Source organism: Rhodoferax sp. RT5P35, assembly GCF_056521385.1.
The window spans coordinates 44,534-69,099 of the sequence record NZ_JBWMAX010000010.1 but is presented as its reverse complement, the minus strand read 5'-3'; the positions used below and the strand labels follow the sequence as shown (position 1 = coordinate 69,099).

Sequence of the window (24,566 nt, the reverse complement as noted above, 5' to 3'; positions counted from 1 at the left end):
TGGCCTATCGCGGTTACACCGCCAGGGCAGCTTCCATCGTCTCGCGCTCTGGCGCTCTCAAGATCAGGCATGGGATGTGCGTGTGTTCATTTTCCATTCATCTTTTTTGAGAGGTACCCGATGCCACTATCGCCCCAACAGGTTGCCGACGATGCCAGCGTGCTGCAAAGCATGGGCTACAAGCAAGAGCTGTCGCGCACGATGAATCCGTTTTCCAACTTCGCGATTTCCTTTTCCATCATTTGTATTTTGTCGGGTGGCATTAACTCGCTGTCGCAAGGCATTTCGGGGGTGGGCGGCGCGGCCATTGGCATCGGCTGGCTGGTGGGCAGCGCCATCAGCCTGGTGTTTGCGCTGGGCATGGCGCAGATAGGCTCTGCCTTTCCCACTGCGGGCGGCCTGTACCACTGGAGCTCGATTCTGGGCGGGCGCGGCTGGGGCTGGCTGACCGCCTGGCTGAACCTGCTGGGCCTGGTCACGGTGCTGGGGGCCATCAACGTCGGCACGTTTTATTTCTTTATGGGTGCGTTTGGCACCAGCTTGGGGTGGGAACCCAACTTTGCCACCCAGGCCGCATTCGTGGTGGGCATCACCGCTGTGCAAGCCCTGGCCAACCACGTGGGTATCAAGCTGACAGCGTTTCTGACCGACATCAGCGGCTACCTGATCTTCGCCACCGCCATCGCCCTGACCGTGGCCTTGCTGGCCTATGCGCCCAGTTGGGATGTGTCGCGCCTGTTCAGCTTTAAGAATTACAGCGGCCCCACGGGTGGCGATGTCTGGCCCGCCACGCAAAGCATGTGGCTGCTGTTCGGCCTGGGCCTGTTGCTGCCGATCTACACCATCACCGGCTTTGATGCATCGGCCCACACCGCCGAAGAAACCGTGGGAGCGTCCAGCGCCGTGCCCAAAGGCATCGTGACTTCGGTGCTGTATTCGTCGCTGTTTGGTTACCTGATGCTGTGCGCGTTTGTGATTGCCATCCCCGACATGGACAAGGCCGCGGCCTCGGGCGGCAACGTGTTTTTTGGCACCATGGACGCGGTGCTGCCGGTGGGCCTGAAAAATGTTTTGTACTGGGCCATCACTGCCTCGCAATTCTTGTGCGGCCTGGCCACGGTGACTTCGGCCTCGCGCATGATCTTTGCGTTTGCCCGTGACGGCGGTCTGCCCGCTTCCAACGCGTTGAAGACCGTTCACGCCACGCTCAAATCCCCTGTGGCCGCCATCTGGACGGCCTGCACCATCGCCGTGCTGTTCACCCTGTACACCCCCGCCTACACCACCATCGTGTCGGTCACGGTGATCTTCATCTTTATCTCTTACGGCCTGCCGATCGCTCTGGGTGGCCTGGCCTACGGCAAGACCTGGACCAAGATGGGCCCGTGGAACATGGGGCCGGTGTTCCGCCTGGTGGCTTTGCTGGTGAGCTTGAGTGCCGTACTCATCCTGTTCCTGGGCGTGCAGCCACCCAACGACGCGGCCTTGCAGATCACGCTGGCCTTTCTGGTGCTGACGGCGGTGGTCTGGTTCGGCTTTGAACGCCGCCGTTTCAAGGGCCCTCCGGTCGCGTCGATGACCGCAAAGTAACTGGGCACACCCCCAGGCTACAGTGCTGCGCATCTTTCGCCAACCCCCTTGCAGGGGGCAACACCAGCAGCCTGGCAAAGCCAGTTCTGCGGTGTTTCTGGAAGGGATGCGTTCTCGCTGTTGCACGGGTTGTCAGTAACATAAAGTAGATTAAATTCAGGGTATGTCTGCCGTGCCCCATCCCACCCATTCCGCTATCGCCCTGCTCCAGACCAGCTCCCTCACCAGCGTGGTGCAGCAGGAGCTGGAGAGGGCGATTTTGGTGGGCGAATACGCCCCTGGCACCAAGCTGATCGAGGCCGCACTGGCCCTGAAACTGGGCGTATCCCGCGGTCCGGTGCGCGAAGCCTTTCGCATGCTCGAAGAAGGCGGCCTGCTGCGCGTGGAGAAGAACCGGGGCGTGTTTGTGCGCGACATCCCCACCGCAGAAGCCATCGAGATTTTTGATCTGCGCGCCACGTTGGACGAGCTGGTGGGCCGCCAGCTGGCGGTGCACATCACAGCGGTGCAGCTCAAGGAAATCAAGGCCCTGGTGGCCGATATGGAGCGCCAGGTGAAGGCCCAGGATGCCTACACCTACCATCTGCTGAACCTGAAGTTCCACGACCGCCTGGTCGAGCTGGCGGGCAACCGCAAGCTCACCGAGATCTACCGCAAGCTGATCAAGGAACTGTCGCTGTTTCGCCGCCTGAACCTGGCCGACAGCTGGCTCATGCCCATCACCGCCAACGAGCACCGTCCTATCGTCGCTGCCATCGCTTCGGGCGACCCGGATGCAGCGGGCCGTGCCATGTTCGAGCACGCCATGGACAGCAAAAACCGCACCATTGCGAACGAGCTGGAGCGCGCCACCAGCGTGTCACTACCGGTCAAAACCCCGCGCCGCAAACGCCTGTAATTCTGCGGCCACGTCCGCCACCACCGGCCCCCAGCCACCGCCCGCCGGTTGGCGAAACAAGCGCGTGACCTCGGGATACCAGGGTGAATCGGTACGATCGGTCAACCAGCGCCAGTCGGGCAGGTAGTCGGGCAGCAGAACCCAGCAGGGCTTGCCTAAAGCGCCCGCCAGATGCGCCACGGCGGTGTCCACGCTGATGAGCAAATCCAGTTGCGCCACGATGGCTGCGGTGTCGGCAAAGTCCTGGATCTGCGCGCCCAGCGATGTGGCCACCCAGGGCGCACATTCATCCTCCCCCGCGCCTTTTTGCAGGCCGATGAAGGCCACGCCCGCCACCGCCGCCAGGGGGGCCAGCGTGGCCAGATGGGGCAGCGAGCGTTCGACATCGTTTTCAAAACGCGGATTGCCCTTCCACACCAGGCCCACCCGGAGCCCGGTGGTCGGCATGTGCGGTGCCCACGCAGCCATCAGCGAGGGTTCTGCATGCAGGTAGGGCAGGGTGGCGGGCACCGTGTCCAATCGCGTCTGGCACAGCGCTGGCAGGCTCAGCAATGGCGTCCAGCACTCGAAGGAATCGGGGGGCGGCAGGTCTTCGTCAAAGCCCACCAATGCATCCACACCGGGCAGCGTGGCCAGCAGGCGCTTGAGCGGCGGGTGGCACAGCAGGGTCACGCGCCCGGCCCCACGCGCCTTCAGTTCTGCGCAGTAGCGGCCAAACTGCAGCATATCGCCATGCCCGGCCTCAAAACCCACCAGCACCGACCGGCCCGCCAGCGGCTCGCCCTGCCAGCGAGGGCAGGCCAAACGCCGCGCCAGGGCGGCGTACCAGTCGCGCGATTCAAACTGCGCCCAGCCTCCTTCGTCACCCTCCCAGCGGCCCTGTCGCAGCAGCAGATAGGCCAGGTTGAAGCGGGCCTTGGCGTGGCCTGGCGCAAGAAAGATGGCCTCGCGGCAGGCTTCTTCGGATTCCAGCTCCAGGCCCATGCGGGCATAGACCGCGCCCAGGTTGCACCAGGCATCGGGGTCGTCGCGTCGCAGTCGCAGCGCCTGGGCACAGGCGATTTCGGCTTCATTGAGCTGGCGCAACAGCAGCAGCACCCCGGCCAGGTTCACCCAGGTTTGCGGCAGCGTGGGGTTGTGGGCGATGGCGGTGCGGTAGCTGTCTGCGGCTTCGGCCAGTGCGCCGCGCGCTTCCAGCGCCAGCCCCAGGTTGGCATGCGCCTCGGCCAGGGTCGGTGCCAGTACCAGCGCTGCCCGCAGGCAGGTTTCGGCACCCAAGGCATCGCCTGCGGTGAGCCGCTGGGTGCCGTCGAAAAAGAGCGCTTCGGCATCGGGTAAGGGATTTGCCATCGGGGTATTCTCGAGCGTAACTGCGCACTCCCAGGCTTCAGTGCTGCGCATCTTTCGCCAACCCCCTTGCAGGGGGCAACACCAGCAGCCTGGCAAAGCCAGTTCTGCGGTGTTTCTGGAAGGTGTGCGTTCTGGCTGAATGCTGGGTGTAGTCCTAAAAAGATAGCTGCTGGCGCAGGTGGAATCTGCGCTAGAGGCCGATTTGGCTTAAAAATAACCATCAGGAGACAACCCTATGTTCACAGGCATTCTGGTCACCAAGGACGATAGCGGCTACCGCGCTGCGCTGCAGGACATTGACGACAGCCACCTTGGCGACGGCGATGTCACCGTGCGGGTCGAGTGGTCCACCCTCAACTACAAAGACGGCCTGGCCCTCACTGGCGCGTCACCCGTGGTGCGGCGCTTCCCGCTGGTGCCGGGCATCGACTTTGCGGGCACGGTCACGCACAGCGCGCACTCGGCCTGGAAGCCCGGCGATAAAGTGATTTTGAACGGCTGGGGCGTGGGCGAAACCCACAGCGGCGGCCTGGCCCAGCAGGCCCGCGTGCCCGGCGACTGGCTGGTGGCCTTGCCCCCGGCATTCAGCACCCGCCAGGCCATGGCTATCGGCACGGCGGGATACACCGCCATGCTGTGCGTGCTGGCCCTGGAAAAACACGGCATCCGCCCGGCAGACGGCGAGATTTTGGTCACCGGGGCCAATGGCGGCGTGGGCAGCGTGGCCATCGCCCTGCTGGCCCAACTGGGCTACACCGTGGTGGCCAGTACCGGCCGCCTGGCCGAGGCCGATTACCTGCACGCACTGGGTGCCACACGCATCATCGACCGGGCCGAGCTCAGCGCGCCCGGCAAGCCGCTGGGTAAGGAGCGCTGGACCGGTGTGGTCGATACCGTGGGCAGCCACACTCTCGCCAACGCCTGCGCCACCACCCGCCGCGCCGGGGCCGTGGCGGCCTGCGGGCTGGCGGGCGGCATGGATTTCCCGGCCAGCGTGGCCCCGTTCATCCTGCGCGGCATCAGCCTGTACGGCATCGACAGCGTGATGTGCCCCCTGCCCCTGCGCCAGCAAGCCTGGCAGCGCCTGGCGCAAGACCTGGACATTGCCAAACTGGAGGCCATGACCCGCGAGATCGGCCTGGATGCCGCCGTGGCCACAGGGGCCGAGCTGCTCCAGGGCAGTGTGCGCGGGCGGGTGGTGGTGGACGTGCAGCGAACGCTATAAAAAACAGAGCTGCTAGCGCAGGCGAAATATACGCTAGCAGCATATTTGACTCTTAGGAATCCAACGTCCAGCCAGAACGCGCGCTTTCCAGGGATGCCGCAGAACTGGCTTTGCCAGGCTGCTGGCATCGCCCCCTGCATGTCTTATCTGTTTTTCAAACAGATAAGAGGGGGGTTGGCGAAAGATGCGAAGCACTGCAGCCTGGGGGTGTGCCACAAGCCCTAGTGGTTGTGGCGTGGGGTGGTCGTGGCGATACCGCGGTACTGCAATGCAAACTCCAATACACCGCCGCCGTCCAGCTGGCCGGTTTTCTCGCGGTACAGCTGCTGCCACGGGGTGGCGCTGGCAGGAATAGGCGGCGGCGGCAGCAGCTTGCGGCGGGCAATCTCGGCAGCGTCGACCAGCGCGTTGCACTGGCCCCGGCGCAAATCCACCCGCACCATGTCGCCGTCCTGTAGCCAGGCCAGGCCGCCGCCTGCGGCGCTTTCGGGGGCGGCGTTGAGGATGGACGGGCTGTCGGCCGTGCCCGACTGGCGGCCATCGCCCAGGGTCGGCAGGCTGGTAATGCCGCGTTTCAGCAGGTGGTCGGGCGGCTGCATGTTGACGACCTCGGCCGAGCCCGGCCAGCCCAGCGGCCCGGCCCCCCGGATGACCAGGATGGAATGCTCGTCGATGCCCAGCGCCGGGTCGTTGATGCGGGCGTGGTAGTCGTCCGAACCGTCAAACACCACGGCGCGGCATTCGAACACGTCTTCTGCGCCCGGCGTGCTGAGGTAGCGCTGGCGGAAGTCGTCCGAGATGACGCTGGTTTTCATGATCGCAAAGTCAAACAGGTTGCCCGACAGCACCAGGAACCCGGCCTGCGCGCGCAACGGCTCGGCATAGGCGTGGATGACCTCGCGGTCGGGGCTGGCGCGGCCTTGCAGGTTGTCGGCCATGCTGCGGCCGGTGACGGTAGGCCGCTCGGCGTGCAGGCGGCCGGCCTGCAGCAGCTCCCACATGATGGCGGGCACGCCGCCCGCGCGGTGGAAGCGTTCGCCCAGAAACTGGCCTGCGGGCTGCACGTTGGCCAGCAGCGGCACGTCGTAGCCCTGGCTCCAGTCGTCGGCGGTCAGCGTTACCCCGGCGTGGCGGGCCATGGCCATCAGATGCGGCTGGGCGTTGGTGGAGCCGCCAATGGCGGCGGTGACGGTGATCGCGTCCAGAAATGCCTCGCGGGTCAGGATGTGGCTGGGCCGCACGTCGGCATAAGCCAGCTCGACGATGCGCCTACCGGTGGCGTAGGCGATCTGGCCGCGTTCGCGGTAGGCGGCGGGAATGGCTGCGCAGCCGGTGAGCGACAGGCCCAGTGCCTCGGCAATGGCGTTCATGGTGGATGCCGTGCCCATGGTGTTGCAGTGGCCTACGGACGGGGCCGAGGCGCAGGCGGCCTCCAAAAATTCTTCTTCGGTGATTTCGCCCGCGGCCAGGCGGCGGCGGCTTTGCCAGATCACCGTGCCCGAGCCGACCAAAGCGCCGTTGTGCCAGCCGTCCAGCATCGGCCCGCCCGAGAACACCATGGCCGGGATATCCACCGTGGAGGCGGCCATGATGCCCGCCGGGGTGGTTTTGTCGCAGCCGGTGGTCAGCACCACCGCGTCGATCGGGTAGCCGTGCAGGATTTCGACCAGCCCCAGGTAGGCCAGGTTGCGGTCCAGCGCGGCGGTAGGGCGGCGGCAGTTCTCGAAGATGGGGTGCATCGGGAACTCCATCGGGATGCCGCCCGCGTCGCGGATGCCATCGCGGATGCGGCTGGCCAGCTGGATGTGGACCCGGTTGCAGGGGCTCAGGTCCGAGCCGGTCTGGGCGATGCCGATGATGGGGCGGCCCGAGCGCAATTCGGCCGGGGTGATGCCGTAGTTCATGAAGCGCTCCAGGTACAGCGCGGCCAGGTCGATGTGGCCGGGCGCGTCAAACCAGTCCTGGGAGCGGAAGCGGCGGGTGGTAGCGGGTGGGGTGGTGGTCATGGTGGGCTTTGCTTCGGTTCGGGTTCAGCGCCAGCCGGCATCGACCCAGTAGTTGTGGCCGGTGCACATGCGGGCATCGGCGGAGGCCAGAAACAAGGCCATGGCGGCGATGTCAGCGGGCTGGATGCGTTCTTTCAGGCACTGGGCGGCAATGATGGCGGCCTCGCCCTCGGGCGTGTACCACTGGGCCTGGCGCGGGGTTTCGACGTTGCCGGGCAGGATGCAGTTGACCCGGATGTGGTGGCTGCCCAGCTCGCGGGCCAGCGCCCGGGTCATGCCTTCGATGCCCGCCTTGGCCGTTTCGTACAGCACCAGGTTCTCTAGCCCCAGGTGCCAGGCGATAGAGCCAAAGTTGATGATGGCGCCGCCGCCGCGGGCCTGCATGCCGCCCACCACCGCCTGGGAGCAAAACAGCAGGTGGCGCAGGTTGACCCCGATGCGGTCGTCAAAGTAGGCGGGGGTCACCTGCGCCAGCGTGTGGCGGTCGTCGTTGCCTGCGTTGTTGACCAGCACGTCCAGTGGGCCGATGGCCGCAAAGGTACGGGCGATGGCCTCGGTGTCTTGCAGGTCGCACAGGTGGAATTGGGCCGATTCGGGGGCCACGGCAGGTGCCATGCGGTCCAGAAAATGCACCTCGCAGCCCTGGCGTACAAAGGCCGTGACCAGTGCCGCGCCAATGCCGCTGGCACCACCGGTAATGGCGACGCGCTGTCCCGCCAGGCTGGGGTAGAGGGTGTGGTTGTGCATGGTGTCAGCGCAACAGATTGCGGCGGGCCAGGTTCAGCATCAGCGCGGTGATGCCGTCCGTCCAGGGCGGTGCCTCTTCGCAGGTGCGGACCCGGTTGACCAAGGTGCCTAGCCGTTCGCTGGCCACCCGCACTACGTCGCCGACCTGGTGGGTAAAGCCCTGGCCCACCGCCCCCCGGTCCTGGATGGGCGCGAACATGGTGCCCAAAAACAGCGCAAAGCCGTCGGGGTACTGGTGGCTCTTGCCCACCACCTGGCGTACCAGCTCCAGCGGGTCGCGGCTGATGAGCGACATCGAGCTGCCCCCGGTGAGGCGAAAGCCGTCGTCCCCGGTGATCTCCAGCTGCACCTCGGCGCGGCGTACATCGTCGATGCCAAAGCCGCCATCAAACAGGCGGATGAACGGGCCCAGCGCGCACGAGGCGTTGTTGTCTTTGGCCTTGCCCAGCAGCAAGGCGCTGCGGCCTTCGATATCGCGCAGGTTAACATCGTTGCCCAGCGTGGCCCCGAGCACGCGGCCCGTGGCGTCGGCCACCAGCACGACTTCGGGTTCGGGGTTGTTCCAGGCGCTGTCCGAGCGCACGCCCACGTAGTCGCCCCAACCCACCGACGACAGCACCGGTGCCTTGGTGAAAATCTCGGCATCCGGCCCAATCGCCACCTCCAGGTACTGCGACCACAGGCCGTCGGCAATCAGCACCTCTTTCAGGTGCGCCGCGGTCGCCGAGCCGGGCTGCACGGCGCGGATGTCGCCGCCGATGCGCGCACTCAGCGAAGCCCGCAGGGCCTGCGCGGCTTGGGCATCGCCCCGGGCCCGTTCCTCGATCACCCGCTCTACGGCAGACACCGCAAAGGTCACCCCGCTGGCCTTGACCACCTGCAGATCCACCGGCGCCAGCAGGCGGATGCCCGTGGCTTCGCCTTGCCCGTCTTTCCCGGTTTCCCAGGTGGGTTGCAGTGCCAGGTCGGCAATATCCCCCAGGTCCACTCCGGCAGAGATGTCGCAGGGCCACAGGGCCAGCAGCTGCGATACGGTGGCTGCAATGGCCGACACGTCGATCACGCGGCCGGCTTGCAGCACCACCGGGGTAGGGCCCGCAGGCAACTGCAGGCGCCCCACGAACAGCCCGGTACGAAAATCTAGGGGTAGATGGTCTTGCATGGTGAGGTTTCTGGGTAAAAAGTGGATAAGAGGGGTGGATGTGACGAAGTCTAGTGCGGTATCGCGCGGCTACAGGCTGTTGTTTGCATCCAGGGGTTTACTACTGTTTTGATAGCGTATGGCGTAGGTAATTATTGCGCTAGAGGCCGATTTGGCACTTAAATTTCCAAGTGGACGCTGCAGCTGCTTTCCATGCGCCAGTCGCGGCCCAGCATGCGGGGGGCATCGCCCAGCACCTGCACCGCGGTGGTCAGCGGGGTGTCGGCACTAGACGGGCCGACCATCACGTCGAACCAACCCGGCTCCACGCAGCGCTGACCGTTCGGATGGGTGAAGCACAGCATGTCCACCGGCACGCTAAAAGATAGCCGCGCCACCTGCCCTGCCGCCAATTCCACGCGCTGGAAGGCCTTGAGCTCTTTTACCGGCCGCACCACCGAGGCCAGCCGGTCGCGCACATACAGCTGCACTACTGCCACGCCGGGGCGGCTACCGGTGTTGGCCACCTCGCACTGCACGCGGACATCACCGTCGGCAAGGTCCACCAAGTCGCTCTCCAGCACCAGATTGCGGTAGGCAAACTGGCTGTAGCCCAGGCCGTGGCCAAACGGGTAGCGGCTGCCGAAATGCAAGGCGATGGGCGTGCCGCCGCTCTTGAGCGAATGGTTGTAAAAATACGGCATGGCCCCGGCACTGGTGGGTACCGACACGGTCATGCGCCCCGACGGCTCCTGCAGCCCGGCCAGCACTTCGGCCAGTGCCGTGCCGCCCTCTTGCCCGCCCGCAAAGGCCATCAGGTAGGCGGCCACGCGGCTTTCCAGCCCGCCCAGGTGGTAGGGCCGCCCGGCCATCAGCACCACCACCGTGGGGGTACCGGTGGCCACGATGCGCTCCAGCAATTGCTGCTGCACGCCGGGCAGGTCCAGCGAATCGGTGTCCGAGCCTTCGCCCACGGTGCCGGTCTGGAACAAGCCCGCCAGGTCGCCCACGCAGACGATGGCCACGTCCGCCGTCTGGGCGCAGGCTACGGCCTCGGCCATGCCATCGGTGCCTTGCGATACGGGCGACACCCGCGCCACTCCGGCAGGGGCCACATCGCCGGGGAACACCGGCGCGCCGCTGCGCCGCTCTTCCAAAATCGCACAACCCTGTGCGTAGTGCACATTAGCCGCGCCAAACACCGCCTGCAGCCCTTGCAGCGGGGTGACGATGTGGTCGGTGCCCTCGGTCTTGTCTTGCAGGATCAGGTGGGCCGGAAAGCTGTAGCCGCTGAGCAGGGCCATGGGGTCGGCGGCGGTGGGGCCAATCAGCGCGATCTGCGGCTGTTTCGATGGTTGTAGCGGCAGGATGCCGTTGTTCTCCAGCAGCACGATGGACTGGCGGGCCACGTCCAGCGCGGCCTGGCGGGCAGCGGGTTGGCGCAGTGGCACAAAAGGGTGGTCGGCAAAGTCGCGCTCGAACAGGCCCAGGCGGAACTTCTCGGTCAGCACCCGGGCGACGATTTCATCCACCTTGGCCATGCTGAGCAGGCCGCGCTCAATGGCGGTGGCCAGGCGTTGGGCGCAGTCGTCGCCGGGCAGCTCCATGTCCAGCCCGGCGTTGAAGGCCAGCGCTGCCGCTTCGGCTGCGTCGCCGGCTACGCCGTGGTGCTGGTACAGCAGGCTCACGCCTACGTAATCGGCCACCACCAGGCCGTCAAAGCCCCACTGCGTGCGCAGCACCTCGGTGAGCAAGTGGGTGGATACGTGCACCGGCTCGCCGTCGATGTCGTGGTACGCGGGCATCACCGAGCCCGCGTTAGCCTGTTTGACGGCCATCTCGAACGGCAGCAAAAACGTGTCGTTCAGCGCCCGCCAACCCAGGTTGACGGGTGCGTGGTTGCGTGCCCCCTCGCTGGCCGAGTGGCCGACAAAATGCTTCAGCGTGGCCAGCACATCGCGCTGCGGCCCCTGCAGGCCGCGCACGTAGCGGGTGGCCAGCACGCCGACCAGGTACGGGTCTTCGCCCAGGGTTTCTTCGGTACGGCCCCAGCGCACATCGCGCGACACGTCCAGCACCGGGGCCAGGCCTTGGTGGCAGCCCACGGCGCGGCATTCCAGGCCGATCTGCGTGCCCACCTGCTCGACCAGCGCCGGGTTCCAGGTGGCGCTCATCGCCAGGGCGGACGGGAACAGTGTGCCGTCGCGGGTCATCAGGCCCACCAGGCATTCTTCGTGCGCAATGGCCGGAATGCCGAGCCGGGTCTCGAAGCGCAGGGTGCGCTGCAGCCAGTTCAGCGCCCGCAGGCCGCTGGCCGCATCCACGCCGTGGGTGCCCAGCGGGCGGGTGATCTGGCCCAGGCCGTGGGCCAGGCGGCGGCGCACTTCGGCGGGGTCGCTGCGGCCAATGAAGGCCTCGCCGGGCCGCACCTGGTGTTCGCCGTCTTCGGACAGCACCAGCCAGAAGGCGTGCATCTGGGCGGTTTTTTCGGCCAGGGTCATGCGCGCCAGCAGGTCGGCGACCCGCTGGGGGATGGGATGCCGGGCATCTTGGTAGGGCAAAAGTGCAGACATGGGTTGCTACGTTAGCGCTAACGTTATGAAAGCGAATCAGGCGAAACCCTTAGCTACCGTGGTGGACAATCGCTCTTACCGTTAGCCATACCGTTGCCCGACCCCATGCCCAAAACCACACCGACCTTGGCCGAAATTGCCACCGCCGCAGGGGTTTCCGCCATGACGGCATCCCGTGCGATGAACCACCAGCCCGGTGTCTCGCGCAGCACCCGCGACGCCATCCTCAAGCTGGCCAACGACATGGGGTATGTGGCCAACCGCAGCGCGCAGAAGCTGTCAGGCGGGCGCAGCCGGGTGATTGGCTTGCTGGCCGCCGAACTCGACAGTGCCTTCACCAGCGCGCTGGTGTCGGGCGCGGTGCGTGCTGTGGTGGCGGCGGGCAACGAGGTGCTGATCTATTCGCTGGTGGACCGGGCCCAGCGGCCCAACCTCAACGTGCTGCAGTTGCTGCAACAGTTCACCGACGGTGTGATCGCCATCCTGCCCTACCAGTTCGGTTTTGTGGAATCGCTGAGTGCGGCCCAGGTGCCGGTGGTCACCATCGACCAACACACGGCGCACGCCGCTTTTCCATCTATCGCCTCCGACAGCTACGGCGGCGCGCGCAGCGCCATGCAGCACCTGGCCGAGCTGGGCCACCGGCGGATTGCCTTCATTACGGGCGACGAGCGCATGAATTCGGCCCGCGACCGGCACCGCGCCTATGACGACGCGGTCGGCATCCTCGGGCTGGAGCGCGACCCGGCACTGGTCCTGCCGGGCGACTATTCGCTGCACGGTGGCCGCGCAGCCGCGCAGCAGCTGTTGGCGCTGCCCGAGCGCCCCACCGCCCTGTTTGCCGCCAACGACCTCAGCGCCTTTGGCGCCATGTCGGTGCTGCAAACCGCCGGGCTGCGGGTGCCGCAAGATATCTCGGTGGTGGGCTTTGACGACCTGGAAGCCGCCTCGCTGGTCCACCCCGGCCTGACCACCGTGCGCCAACCCATCACCGAGATGGGCCGCGCCGCCGCCAATACCTTGCTGGCGCTGATTGCCGGGTTGGACGTGGCGACGCAGCAGGTGAGTCTGCCCACCGAGCTGGTGGTGCGGTCGTCCACCGCTGCCTGTAAGCGCACAGCCAAAACGCGACCAAAATAAGCGACCCCTCATCCCAGGAGACCTCTATGCCCATTCCCGAAATCGCCATCACCCGCACCGTCCACGCGCCGCGCCAGCGGGTCTGGGAGATGTTCACCCGGGCTGAGCACATCCAGCTTTGGTGGGGGCCGAACGGCTTCACCAACACCATCCGCGAAATGGATGTGCGCGTCGGCGGCCTGTGGCGCTATGTGATGCATGGGCCCGCAGGTACGGACGGCAGTCCGGGCACCGACTACACCAACTGGATTCGCTATGCCGAATTGGAGGCGCCCTCGCGCATGGCCTACGCCCACGGTGGCGACGACCCTGAGCACGCTGAATTCCACGCCGAGGTGACGCTGCAAGACCTGGGCAACAGCACCACCCAGGTCACGTTGCGCCTGCTGCTGGCCAGCGCCGAGCAGCGCGCCCGGTTGGTGGAGTTTGGCGCGGTGCAGGGCGGCGAGCAAACCCTGGAGCGGATGGATGCCTACGTATCGGCCACGCCCGACGCGCAGTGCTTTGCCATCAGCCACAGTTTCGACGCGCCCCTGGCCGCCGTCTGGCAGGCCTGGAGCGAGCCCGAACGCTTTGTGCAATGGTGGGGCCCCGGCGGTTGCAGCCTGGAACTCAAGACCATGGACTTTCGCCCCGGCGGTGTGTTGCACTACGCTATGGTCTGGGCGGGCATGCCCGCCATGTGGGGCAAGTTTGTCTACGGCCAGATCGTGCCGCAGCAGAGCATCGAATTTATCAATGGCTTCTCGAACGAAGCCGGTGACACCACCCGCGCCCCCTTCTTCGATGACTGGCCGCTGCAGGTGGCCAACACCGTGAGCTTCACCGAGCACCATGGCCAGACCACTCTCACGCTCAGCGGCGGCCCCATCTGCGCCACACCCGCCGAGCGCAGCCGGTTCGCCGGGCACTTTGAGTCCATGGCGCAGGGCTTTGGTGGCACGTTTGCACAGCTGGAGGCGTATTTGCTACGAAAAGAGTAGCTGCTAGTGCAGGTGAAGTGTGCACTAGAGGCTTATTTGTTTCAAATTCTCCGCCGCAATCCCCCGGAACCCGTCCGAGATGCGTGCATCGCCCGCCGCCGCTTGCCAGAACACTTTAGCCAAAGCTTTGGCCCGGTCCCACTCCGGCAACGTGGCCGTGGTCGGCTGTAACCGCCCCGCCGCAAAATCCCGCGCCACCAGCTCGCCGCCCACCGGGGCGTAGAGCATGGGCAGCATGTCGTAGGTGGGCGACAGGGTCCAGTCGTCGTCGTCCAGCAGCAGCGAGATATTGCCGTAGTGCCGGTCGGTGTTGGCGATGAGTATGCCGAAGGCTTCCAGAAAGCACAGGTGCTGCGCGTCGGCGGGGGTCAGCAGGCCGCGGGCTTGCATGCGCTCGGCGGTGAAGGCCCAGTTGTCCATCGCGCCGACGTATTCCGCGTCGTAGACCATCAGCGAGACCATTCCGATGCGGCCCTGCGCCGTGCGGTCGAAGCGCTCGGCTTCCAGAAACACGCGGCCGGCGCCCGTGAAAATCTGCGTCTTGGCGGCAGGCACACCGGCCTGGGCCAGCGTTTGCAGCGCCAGGTGCTCGCAGACCAGCAGGTCGCGGGTGCGCTGGTCGGTGGGGGCGTCCCCTGCGGGCGAGAACTTAACGATCACGTGGTGGCCCGCCGTGACCGTACAGAACTTGGGCTGCTCGCCGCCTGCGGACGAGCCCGACAGCGTGCCCTGCATCGCCCGCTCGGCCAGGGCTGCGTAATCGGCAGGCGAGTCGGCTTTGGACGCCCGCTCGGGCAGGGTGTGCAAGCGCTGGAACGCGGCCTCGCCCACCACCAGGTTGCCGGGCAGGTCGTCGCCGCACAGGGCCAGGGCGCGCAGCACGTCGTCGTCGCTCCAAAAGCGCGGGTCGGGCAGCAGTTGCAGTTCGGGGTGGGCATGGGCAAAGCTGCGGCCCATAAAGCCTTGGGGGCGCATGTCGTCCAGAAACCAGGGCAGGCCGTCGAAGCGTTTGCTCAGGCCGTCGGCCTCGTCCACCCACACGGCACCACTGGCCAGGGGCGTAAGGCGCGCAAACGGGCTGGGCTGGCCGTGGGCATCGATACGCACCACCGGGATACTGCTGCCTACGCCCTGAACCGTGCGCGGCAGTACGTAGCGCTGCGAACGCGCCGCGCCCACCTTGTGCACTTGGCCGGATTGCAGCAACGGGGCCAGCGCCCGCGACACCGTGGGCTGGCTTACGCCCAGGGTGGCTTGCAGCTCTGCCGCCGACACCACGCCGCCGCGCTGGCGCAGCGCTTGCAGGATTGAGGGGGTGAGAGAAGCCATGCAAATACCGATGGTTGAATAGATAAATTATTAAATAATATCAATATATCCAATAACTTAACTTATTTCATGAATAGATACTTTTAACTAAACCTGTCTCCGCCGACGGACCCGCCATGCCAGCCGCCAGGCGCGTTTGACCACCGGGCTCAGCCACAGGGCTTGCATGGCCGCGTAGGCGATGGCGGCAAAGCCAGCGCCCATCAGGGGCAGGCCGACCAGCAAGGGCCAGCCCATGGCCTGCGCCCAGTCCATCCAGCCCTGCATCCAGTCGGCGGCACCGGTTCCCATGGTGGGCAGGGGCGGCAGGGCGTACGTACCGGGCAGTACCCACTGCCCGAGTTGGAAGGCCAGCAGGTACAGCGGCACGATGGTCAGCGGATTGGTGTAGCAGGTGGTCAGTGCCCCGGCAATCGCGTTGCCGCGCAGCCAGGCGCACAGCACGAAGGTGGACGGCACCTGCAGCGGCCCGGGGATCAATCCGCAAAACATGCCAATCGCCACACCCAGGGCCAGCGGGCGGCGGTTGAAGTCGAACACGTCGTGCCGGTCCAGCCAGGGCCGGGCCCGTTCCAGCATCGGGCCGTGCAGATGGGCCAGCACCTTGGGCTCCAGGCCGCGCAGCCAGTGGCGTACTTTTTGTGAATAACTGACCATCAGTGCGTGGGCGGACCCGACGGACCCGATTTACGCGAAGTGATGAGCGAGGCCACGATGGAGGCTGCAATCAGCGCCGCCGTCACCAGCAGAGCGTAGCCAATCGGGATCTTCACCACGTCGATCAGCAGCATCTTGCTACCGATGAAGACCAGCACCAGCGCCAAGCCGTAGGCCAGCAGGTGGAAGCGGTCCGCCAGGTCGGCCAGCAGAAAGTACAGCGCGCGCAGGCCCAGAATGGCAAAGATATTCGCGGTCAGCACGATGAAGGGGTCGCTGGTGATGGCGAAGATGGCCGGGATGCTGTCCACCGCAAAAATCACGTCGGTGGTGCCGATCAACACCAGCACCACGAACATGGGCGTGTAGTGCTTCACGCCTTTGACCAGCGTGGTCAGGTTTTCGCCGTCGAAATCGGGGGCGATCTTCATGCGGCCACGCAGAAAACGCAGCACCGGGTTCTGGCCGATATCCGGCTCCTTACCAGCCGCCAGCCACATCTTGGCGCCGGTAAACACCAGGAACGCGCCAAACACATACAGCAGCCAGTGGAAAGTAGCCAGCAGCCAGGCACCGGCCAGGATCAGCACGGCGCGCAACACGATGGCGCCGATGATGCCGGTGATCAGCGCGCGCTTCTGGTACTGGGGCGGTACGCCAAAGTAGCTGAAGATCATCAGGAACACAAAGATGTTGTCTACCGACAGGCTTTTCTCCACCAGGTAGCCGGTGATGAACTGCATGGACACGGTATTGGCCACCGTGCGGTTCTGGCTGTAGTTCAGGTAGGTCCACAGCAGGGCCACGAACGCAAAGGCCAGCGAGAACCACAGCACGCTCCAGCCTGCGGCCTCTTTCATGGTGACCTGGTGCGCACCCTGGCGCTCCATCACCCACAGGTCGATGCCGATGGCCACCACCACAAAGATGGCAAAGCCCACCCACATCCACCAGGTTCCGATTGTTTCCATGCTCTGGTTCTCCGCTGCGTTGAAGCAAAAATATTGACTGTGCAACAACCTGCATGGCTTGGGGTGCTCTGCACCTGATTCCATGAAAGTCATACCGCGAGTGTGTTGCCAAGCGATGGCGCGCTGGCGAACAGCGTAATTCTAAAGAACCTATCCATTCGTAAAAACCATGCTTAATGCATAGGGATACTTCGTAATTTATGCAGATAAGAGCTTTCAAATTAAAAGCTTATGCGCATAGCGATGCTTTTGCATACCGGCCTAGGGTTTCCCGCAGTGCACGGCCCTAGGCATCAGGTGGTAAATTTCGCATCTATTGTGGAACCGGTTCCACACAATCAAGGATGCAAGACGGATGGCGACGATCAAAGATGTTGCGAAGCTGGCGGGCGTGGGCGTGGGCACCGCGTCGCGGGCCATGTCGGGCAAGGGCGCGGTGTCGGCCGATGCGGTGGCCAAGGTGCAGGCGGCGGTGCTGGCGCTCGACTTTCGGCCGTCCAATGTGGCGCGGGCGCTGTCGCTCAAAACCCTGGGCATGGTGGGCGTGTACGTACCCGAATTCGGCGGCTCGTTCATCTCGCGCATCCTCAATGCCATCGACACCGAGCTGCGCGCCGTGGGCCGCCACATGGTGGTTGCCAGCGGCTGCGGCCAGGGCGATGCACGCCAGCAGGCACTGGAGGGTGTGGAGTTTTTGGTGCAGCGCGAATGCGACGGCATTCTGGTGTTCAGCAACCACCTGCTGGAGGCCGATTTGCAGGCGCTGCAGGCGCGTTTTCCGCGCGTGGTGCTGCTCAACCGCCAGAGCCCGGCGCTGGGCGCGCGCGCGTTTTATGCCGACCACGAACTCGGCGGGCGGCTGGCGGCACGGGCGCTGCTGTCGCAAGGCCACCGCGCCATTGCCACCATCCAGGGCGCGCTGGACGCACCTGATAACGCGCAGCGCATGCAGGGCTTTTATGCGGCGCTGGCGCAGCACGACATCACCGTTCCATCCGCCCACCGCATGGACGGCGGCTTCACCTTTGCCAGCGGCCACGTCGCCGCCACCCGCCTGCTCAAGCGCAAGGACCGCAGCTTCACCGCCGTGTTTTGCGCCAACGACGTGATGGCCATGGCCGCAATTTCGCGCTTCACCCAGGCCGGGCTGAAGGTACCGCAGGATGTGTCGGTGATCGGCTACGACGACACCGATGTGGCCACCTACACCGCCCCGCCGCTGACCACCGTGCACATGCCCATCGCCGAGCTGGGCGCGCAAAGCTGCCGCCATGTGCTCAACCTCTGCTACGGATTGGCGCTGGCTGTGCAGCGCGACTTTGCCCCCCTGGTGGTGTGGCGCGAATCGGTGGGCCCCGGCCCATACTTTTCAAACTAAAAAGGAGACGCGTTCCATGGCTATCGCCCTCGGCATCATCGGTGCCGGCAACATCTTTCCGGCCTACCTGCGCACCCTCAAGCGCAGCCGCCTGTTCCGCATCGTCGGCGTGGCAGACGCGGTGCCCGCGGCAGCGCAAAAGCGCGCCGAAGAATTCGGCCTGCCCGCCATGACGGTGGAGCAGCTCCTGGCCAGCGATGCCAGCATCGTGTTGAACCTCACACCGCCCCAGGCCCACCACGCCACCGGCCTGCAGGTGCTAAATGCAGGTAAGCACTTCTTCACCGAAAAGCCGCTGTCCGCCACGTTTGCGCAAGGCAAAGAACTGGTGGCCCTGGCCAAGCGCAAAAAGCTGCGCATCGGCTGCGCGCCCGACACCTTTTTGGGGGCCGGTGCGCAAACCGTGCGGGCCCTGGTGGACGCGGGCACGGTGGGGGCCATCCGTTTCGGTACGGCGCAGTTCATGGGCCACGGGCCGGACCACTGGCACCCCAACCCGGCCTTCTTCTACCAGCCCGGCGCGGGCCCGATGTTCGACATGGGCGTGTACTACCTGACGCACCTGGTCAACCACCTCGGCCCCATCGCCAGCGTGCGCGGCACGGCCCGCACGGCGCACACCACGCGCACCGTGCCGCTGGGCGAGCACAAGGGCCAGAAGATCGCAGTGGATACGCCCACCCACATCGTCAGCCAGTTGAGTTTTGCCAGCGGTGCCGAGGTGGTGCTGACCTGCAGCTTCGACGTGTGGAAGCACAGCCATGCGCCCATCGAGCTGTATGGCGAAGACGGCAGCATCCTGGGCCACGACCCGAACCAGTTCGGCGGCACGGTGAAGTTCGCCCGCCAGCTCGACGACTGGACGCGCAGCCCAGACAAGCGCCCCTACACCACCAATGCACGCGGCATCGGCCTGATCGACATGGCCCAGGCGATCGCCGCCGACCGCCCGCACCGCTGCAGCGAAGCCCTGGCCCTGCACGTGCTGGAAGTGATGGAGCGCGCCCTGGACGCCGCCCGCACCGGCAAGCCCCAGCGCATGACCACCACTTGCGAGCGCCCCGCGCCGCTGGACCACAAACTTTTTTAACCCGAAGGAAGCACGATGCTAACTATCCGAACTTTCGCCAAAGTCAGAACGCACACCGTCCAGAAACACTGCAGAACTGCAGCCTGGGGGTGAGGGGCAAATCGCTATGAAAATCTCGGTACAAATGCATTCCCTGCGCGAAGCGGGTGACCTCGATGTGCAACTGGCCCTGGCGCGCAGTTGCGGCTTCACCTGGGTGGAAACCGTGGCCACCCACGGCCTCGCGCCGCAGGCTTTTGCCGACAAGGCGGCCGCGCACGGGCTGCAGGTATCGTCCATGCACGCCGCGCTGGCGCTGCTGGAGACCGACATCGCCACCGTCATCGAAGCCTGCCGCCTCACGGGTTGCCCGCTGGTGGTGATGCCCTGGCTGCCCATGGGCGAGCGCTCGCCCACCGCCGCGGGCTTTGTGGCCCTGGGCCAGCGGCTGGCCGCGCTGGGCGATGCGCTGCGTGCGCATGGCGTGCAACTGGCCTACCACAACCACGATTTCGAGTTCTTGTCATATGAGGGCCGCACCGCGCTGGAATGGATCTTCTCGGCGGCTACGCCTGCGCAACTGGGTTGGGAGGCCGACCTGGGCTGGGTCCGCCGCGCCGGGGCCGACCCGCAGGTGTGGCTGGACAAGTTGGCCGACCGCCTGGTCGCCGTACATGCCAAAGACGTCGCCCCGCCGCGCATGGCGCTAGAAGAGGACGGCTGGACCACGCTGGGCCAGGGCATCGTGCCTTGGGCGGCGCTGCTGGCGCAACTCAAAACCCGTACTAACCTGGTGGTGTTCGAGCACGACCACCCGGTCGATTTTGCGGGCACGCTGCGCAACAGCCATGCATTCTTAACCCAATATCTCTCCAACACCTAGACTGATATGGCACACAACAGCATCCAAGGCCCTGCTATCTTTTTGGCCCAGTTTGCGGGCGACGCGGCCCCTTTCAACAGCCTGCCCAATATCGCCCGTTGGGCCGCTGGGCTGGGCTACAAGGGCGTGCAAATCCCCAGCTGGGACGCGCGTTTGTTTAACCTGGCCCGCGCCGCCGAGAGCCAAACCTACTGCGACGAAGTCAGCGGCCAGCTGGCCGAGCACGGCCTGGTCATCACCGAGCTGTCCACCCACCTGCAAGGCCAACTGGTGGCCGTGCACCCGGCCTACGACTTGCCGATGGACGGCTTCGCCCCCGAGGCGGTGCGCGGCAAACCGGCCGAGCGCACGGCCTGGGCCATCGCGCAACTCAAGCTGGCGGCCCAGGCCTCGCAGCGGTTGGGCTTGAAGTCGCACGCCACCTTCAGCGGTGCGCTGGCCTGGCCCTATCTCTACCCTTGGCCGCAGCGCCCGGCGGGCCTGGTGGAGGCCGCGTTTGACGAACTGGCCAAGCGCTGGCTACCCATCCTGGATGCGTTCGATGCGGCGGGCGTGGACGTGTGCTACGAGGTGCACCCCGGCGAAGACCTGTGCGACGGGGCCAGCTACGAGATGTTTCTGGACCGCGTGCACCAGCACCCGCGCGCCTGCCTGCTGTATGACCCCAGCCACTTTGTGCTGCAGCAACTCGACTACCTGGCCTACATCGACCTGTATCACGACCGCATCAAAGCCTTCCACGTGAAGGATGCCGAGTTCCGCCCGAATGGCCGCACAGGGGTGTACGGCGGCTTCCAGAAATGGCAAGACCGCGCCGGGCGCTTCCGCTCGCTGGGCGACGGCCAAGTCGACTTTCGCGCCATCTTCAGCAAGCTCACCCAGTACGGCTACCGCGGCTGGGCGGTGCTGGAGTGGGAATGCTGCATCAAGCACCCTGAGCAAGGCGCAGCCGAGGGCGCGCCCTTCATTACCGACCACCTGATCCGCGTGGCAGAACGCGCCTTCGATGACTTCGCTGCCAGCGGTACCGACGCAGCAGCCAACCGCCGCATGCTGGGCCTGGAATAAAAGAAAGAGACTGCACCATGACACCGAATATCGAATCCCTGCTCGACCAGATGACGCTGGAGGAGCAGGTCGGCCTGCTCGCCGGGGCCGACTTTTGGACCACCGTGCCTGTGCCGCGCCTGGGCGTGCCCGCCATCAAGGTGACCGACGGCCCCAACGGCGCACGTGGTGGAGTCTTCAAAGACGGCCCCACGACGGCCTGCTTTCCCGTCGGCATCGCCCTGGCCTCCACCTGGAACCCGGCGCTGATCGAACAGACCGGTGCTGCCCTGGGCACCGAGGCCAAACTCAAAGGTGCCAGCGTGCTGCTGGCCCCCACGGTCAACCTGCACCGCACGGTACTCAATGGCCGCAATTTCGAATGCCATTCCGAAGACCCCTGGCTCAGCTCCGAGCTGGCTGTGGCCTATGTGCGCGGCGTGCAAAGCACCGGCGTAGCCGCCACCATCAAGCACTTCGTGGGCAACGACAGCGAATACCAGCGCATGGGCATGAGCTCCGACATCCCGGAGCGGGCACTGCGCGAGCTGTACCTGCTGCCGTTTGAGCGGGCTGTCAAAGAGGCACATGTGATGGCCGTGATGACCGGCTACAACCGCCTGGACGGGATCTACGCCGCCGACCACCAGCGCCTGCTGCAGCAGGTGCTGCGCGATGAGTGGGGCTTTACCGGCTTGGTCATGTCCGACTGGATGGGCCTGCACAGCACGGTAGAAGGCGTGCTGGCCGGGTGCGACCTGGAAATGCCCGGCCCGGCGGTGGAGCGCGGTGCCAAGCTGGCGCAGGCCGTGCAAGACGGCCTGCTGCCCGCCGAGGCCGTGCGCGCCTGCGCCCGCCGCGTGCTGCAACTCATTGAGCGCGTGGGTGCGTTTGCCAACCCCGGTATTCCTGCTGAACGTGCTGACGACCTGCCTGCCCACCGCGCGCTGATCCGCCGCCTGGGCTCCGAAGGTGCGGTGCTGCTGAAGAACGATGGCCTGCTGCCCTTGGCTCCACAAGCGGGGCAGACCGTGGCGCTGATCGGCATTGCCGCCGTCACGCCCCAGGCCATGGGCGGCGGCAGCGCCACCGTCAATGCGCACTACCGCATTGCCCCGCTGGCGGCCCTGCAGGCGCAGTGCCCCGCCACAACCTTCACCCACCACGCCGGGGCTGACATCCACCGCTATGTGCCGGTGCTGAACACGCCCATGCAGCTGGAGTTTTTCAACAGCCTGGACTTCAGCGGCCCGGTGGTGTGCCGCCAGACCGTGCACAACACCGAGCAGCTGTGGATCGACACCGTGGATGCAGCCGTCACGGCAGATACCTTCTCAGCCCGCGCCACGCTGCGCTTTGTGGCCGCCGAGGCGGGTGAGCACCAGTTCTCGCTGGTCAGCGCGGGCCTGAGCCGGGCGTTTATCAACGGCGATTTGGCGGTGGATGCCTGGAGCGGCTGGAGCCGGGGCGACACCTATTTCACTTTCGGCTGCAACGAGGTGCGCCACAGCCGCACCCTGGCTCCAGGCGAGGTCTGCGAGGTGGAGATTGAGTTCAGCACCGGCACGCCCGAGTCCACCCCCATCCACACCCTGCGTTTCGGAGCCTACCGCGTGCTGGGCGAGGCCGACATCGCCGCTGCCGTGGCAGCTGCCCGACAGTCGGATGTGGCCGTGGTGTTTGCGGGGCTCAACGCCGAGTGGGACAACGAGGGCCTGGACCGCAGCGGCATCACCCTGCCGCACAGCCAGAATGCCCTGATCGCCCGCGTGGTGGCCGCCAACCCGCGCACCGTGGTGGTGTTGCAGACCGGCTCGCCCGTCGCCCTGCCCTGGCTGGCCGAGGTGCCCGCCGTGCTGCAAGCCTGGTACCCCGGCCAGGAGTGCGGCAACGCCATCGCCGACGTGCTGCTGGGTGCCGCAGAACCCGGTGGCCGCCTGCCGCAAACCTGGCCGGTGCAGCTGCAAGACACCGTAGGTTTTGGCAACCCCTTGCACTATCCCGGCGTGGACGGCCATGTGGTCTACGACGAGGGCGTGTTCATCGGCTACCGGCACTACCAGCAGAAAAACATCGCCCCGCTGTTCCCCTTCGGCCATGGCCTGTCGTACACGCAATTCCGCTATGGCGCGCTACGCTTGGCCAGCACCGCGCTACAGCCCGGCGGCGAGCTGCTGGTGGAGATGGACGTGCAGAACACCGGCAGCCGCGCCGGGCAGACCGTGGTGCAGCTTTATGTGGGTGACACCAGCGCCAGCCAGCCGCGCCCGGCGCAGGAGCTGAAAGGCTTTTCTAAGCTGAGTTTGGCCGTAGGCGAGACCGGTACGGCGCGGTTCCGGCTGGGCATGCGCGCGTTTGCTTTCTATGACGTGGCGCGTGCGGCTTGGGTGGCCGAGGCGGGGGGCTACCAGGTACATGTGGGCACCTCGGTGGATGCGCGGATGGCTTCTGCGGAGGTGGTGCTGGGTGGGGACTGGGTACAGGCCGTGTAGCCTGGGACGAGCTAGGTTCCAACGTGGCCCACGATCATTGCTCTGTTTTTCATAGCTATTAACGTAATTAATACTTGGGCTAGAGGCTTTTTCATCCAAAATTTCTTATACAGAACTCCCAGCCAACCCTACTTCCGCCCCCCCAGCCACCCCTCCACGCTGTACACCCCCAGCGCCGCCCAGATCAGCACAAAGCCCGCCAGCCGCGCCATCTGGAAAGGCTCGTGGAATATCCACACGCCCAGGGCGAATTGCAGAGTGGGCGAGATGTATTGCAGGATGCCCAGGGTGGCCAGCGGAATGCGCCGCGCACCGGCGGCGAACAGCAGCAGGGGGATGGCGGTCAGCGGCCCGGCCAGGAGCAGCCAGGCGATGGACTTGGCATCGCCCTGCACCAGTACGCCCTGGCCTTGCCAGCTCCACCAGGCCAGCGCGCCCAAGCCCAGCGGGGCCAGCAGGATGGTCTCGAGCGCCAGGCCTTCGAGTGCGCCCAAGGCCGCCACCTTGCGCAGCAGGCCGTAAAACCCGAAGGTAACGGCCAGCACCAGCGCAATCCAGGGCAGGCGGCCGGTTTGCACGGTCAGCCACAGCACGCCCGCAGCAGCCACGGCTACCGCCAGCCATTGGCCGGGGCGCGGGCGTTCGTGTAAAAACACATAGCCCAGCGCCACGTTGACCAGCGGCAGGATGAAATAGCCCAGGCTGGCATCCACCACGTGCTGGTTTTGCACCGCCCACACATAGGTCAGCCAGTTGCCTGACAGCAGCAGGGCCGACAGCGCAAACGCCCCCAGCACCCGGGGCTGGCGCACCACATCGCGCATCCACCCCCAGTGCCTGCGCACCAGCAGCACACCCAGCACGAACACCAGCGACCACACCGTGCGGTGCACCACCACCTCCAGCGCCGGAATGCCCGCGAGCTGGTGGAAGTACAGAGGAAACAGGCCCCAGGTCGCGTAGGCGAGGGTGGCGTAGACGATGCCGATATGCATATGGTTCACCCCCAGGCTGCAGCGCTACGCGTCTTTTGCCAACTTTTTAAAGGGGCCACACCTGCAGCCTGGCGGAGCCAGTGCTGCGGTGT

At 65.8% G+C, this 24,566-nt stretch carries 19 protein-coding genes; 10 read left to right on the top strand and 9 right to left on the bottom strand.

Annotated features, from left to right (window positions below; all coding sequences use genetic code 11):
- Nucleotides 1-120: 120 nt before the first annotated feature.
- Both AC097L_RS16520 and AC097L_RS16515 read left to right on the top strand, forming a co-directional pair.
- Entirely contained in the window at nt 121-1,590 is a 1,470-nt protein-coding gene (locus tag AC097L_RS16520; protein WP_479587624.1) for an amino acid permease, read from the top strand.
- A gap of 163 nt (nt 1,591-1,753) precedes the next feature.
- Entirely contained in the window at nt 1,754-2,488 is a 735-nt protein-coding gene (locus AC097L_RS16515; protein ID WP_479587623.1) for a phosphonate utilization associated transcriptional regulator, read from the top strand.
- Here AC097L_RS16515 and AC097L_RS16510 read toward each other — a convergent pair.
- Entirely contained in the window at nt 2,453-3,838 is a 1,386-nt protein-coding gene (locus tag AC097L_RS16510) for a tetratricopeptide repeat protein (protein ID WP_479587622.1), read from the bottom strand. The genes AC097L_RS16515 and AC097L_RS16510 overlap by 36 nt on opposite strands.
- A 235-nt stretch (nt 3,839-4,073) precedes the next feature.
- Between AC097L_RS16510 and acuI the strand changes: the two genes are divergently transcribed.
- Nucleotides 4,074-5,063, top strand: coding sequence for an acrylyl-CoA reductase (NADPH) (gene acuI, locus AC097L_RS16505; protein WP_479587621.1), 990 nt, complete (start codon nt 4,074-4,076; stop codon nt 5,061-5,063).
- Nucleotides 5,064-5,284: 221 nt separating this feature from the next.
- Here the strand turns inward: acuI and AC097L_RS16500 are convergent, their stop codons facing one another.
- The 4 genes from AC097L_RS16500 to AC097L_RS16485 form a co-directional block, all read right to left on the bottom strand.
- Nucleotides 5,285-7,069, bottom strand: coding sequence for an IlvD/Edd family dehydratase (locus AC097L_RS16500; protein ID WP_479587620.1), 1,785 nt, complete (start codon nt 7,067-7,069; stop codon nt 5,285-5,287).
- 24 nt (nt 7,070-7,093) lie between these two features.
- Nucleotides 7,094-7,816 (bottom strand): SDR family NAD(P)-dependent oxidoreductase, encoded by a 723-nt coding sequence (locus tag AC097L_RS16495; RefSeq protein ID WP_479587619.1) that lies wholly within the window; start codon nt 7,814-7,816, stop codon nt 7,094-7,096.
- A gap of 4 nt (nt 7,817-7,820) precedes the next feature.
- On the bottom strand, nt 7,821-8,978 hold the full coding sequence (locus AC097L_RS16490) for a fumarylacetoacetate hydrolase family protein (RefSeq protein WP_479587618.1): 1,158 nt from the start codon (nt 8,976-8,978) through the stop codon (nt 7,821-7,823).
- 158 nt (nt 8,979-9,136) lie between these two features.
- Nucleotides 9,137-11,530: a glycoside hydrolase family 3 N-terminal domain-containing protein gene (locus AC097L_RS16485; RefSeq protein WP_479587617.1), complete on the bottom strand. Its 2,394-nt coding sequence runs from the start codon at nt 11,528-11,530 to the stop codon at nt 9,137-9,139.
- Between the two features lie 105 nt (nt 11,531-11,635).
- Here AC097L_RS16485 and AC097L_RS16480 point away from each other — a divergent pair, with 105 nt between their 5' ends.
- On the top strand, nt 11,636-12,670 hold the full coding sequence (locus tag AC097L_RS16480) for a LacI family DNA-binding transcriptional regulator (RefSeq protein WP_479587616.1): 1,035 nt from the start codon (nt 11,636-11,638) through the stop codon (nt 12,668-12,670).
- Nucleotides 12,671-12,696: 26 nt separating this feature from the next.
- Nucleotides 12,697-13,653 carry an SRPBCC domain-containing protein gene (locus AC097L_RS16475; RefSeq protein ID WP_479587615.1) on the top strand — a complete coding sequence of 319 codons (957 nt, stop codon included), beginning with the start codon at nt 12,697-12,699 and terminating at the stop codon, nt 13,651-13,653.
- Nucleotides 13,654-13,677: 24 nt separating this feature from the next.
- Here AC097L_RS16475 and yjjJ read toward each other — a convergent pair whose 3' ends face one another.
- The 3 genes from yjjJ to AC097L_RS16460 all read right to left on the bottom strand — a co-directional run bounded on the left by yjjJ (nt 13,678) and on the right by AC097L_RS16460 (nt 16,610).
- Complete coding sequence (gene yjjJ, locus AC097L_RS16470; RefSeq protein ID WP_479587614.1) at nt 13,678-14,982, bottom strand: type II toxin-antitoxin system HipA family toxin YjjJ; 1,305 nt, start codon at nt 14,980-14,982, stop codon at nt 13,678-13,680.
- An 87-nt stretch (nt 14,983-15,069) separates the two neighbouring features.
- Nucleotides 15,070-15,639: a DUF2062 domain-containing protein gene (locus tag AC097L_RS16465; protein ID WP_479587613.1), complete on the bottom strand. Its 570-nt coding sequence runs from the start codon at nt 15,637-15,639 to the stop codon at nt 15,070-15,072.
- Nucleotides 15,639-16,610, bottom strand: a complete 972-nt coding sequence (locus AC097L_RS16460) for a TerC family protein (RefSeq protein WP_479587612.1) — start codon at nt 16,608-16,610, stop codon at nt 15,639-15,641. Before AC097L_RS16460 ends, AC097L_RS16465 begins: the two co-directional genes overlap by 1 nt.
- 355 nt (nt 16,611-16,965) lie before the next feature.
- On the opposite strand from AC097L_RS16460, the gene AC097L_RS16455 reads away from it, so the two are divergent.
- The 5 genes from AC097L_RS16455 to AC097L_RS16435 all read left to right on the top strand — a co-directional run bounded on the left by AC097L_RS16455 (nt 16,966) and on the right by AC097L_RS16435 (nt 23,479).
- Nucleotides 16,966-17,988, top strand: coding sequence for a LacI family DNA-binding transcriptional regulator (locus tag AC097L_RS16455; RefSeq protein ID WP_479587611.1), 1,023 nt, complete (start codon nt 16,966-16,968; stop codon nt 17,986-17,988).
- 16 nt (nt 17,989-18,004) lie between these two features.
- On the top strand, nt 18,005-19,078 hold the full coding sequence (locus AC097L_RS16450; protein WP_479587610.1) for a Gfo/Idh/MocA family protein: 1,074 nt from the start codon (nt 18,005-18,007) through the stop codon (nt 19,076-19,078).
- Nucleotides 19,079-19,184: 106 nt separating this feature from the next.
- Nucleotides 19,185-19,940: a sugar phosphate isomerase/epimerase family protein gene (locus AC097L_RS16445; RefSeq protein ID WP_479587609.1), complete on the top strand. Its 756-nt coding sequence runs from the start codon at nt 19,185-19,187 to the stop codon at nt 19,938-19,940.
- Nucleotides 19,941-19,946: 6 nt separating this feature from the next.
- Nucleotides 19,947-21,008: a sugar phosphate isomerase/epimerase family protein gene (locus AC097L_RS16440; RefSeq protein WP_479587608.1), complete on the top strand. Its 1,062-nt coding sequence runs from the start codon at nt 19,947-19,949 to the stop codon at nt 21,006-21,008.
- A 17-nt stretch (nt 21,009-21,025) separates the two neighbouring features.
- Nucleotides 21,026-23,479, top strand: coding sequence for a glycoside hydrolase family 3 C-terminal domain-containing protein (locus AC097L_RS16435; protein WP_479587607.1), 2,454 nt, complete (start codon nt 21,026-21,028; stop codon nt 23,477-23,479).
- Nucleotides 23,480-23,607: 128 nt separating this feature from the next.
- Here AC097L_RS16435 and rarD read toward each other — a convergent pair whose 3' ends face one another.
- Entirely contained in the window at nt 23,608-24,474 is an 867-nt protein-coding gene (rarD, locus tag AC097L_RS16430) for an EamA family transporter RarD (RefSeq protein WP_479587743.1), read from the bottom strand.
- Between the last annotated feature and the right edge of the window lie 92 nt (nt 24,475-24,566).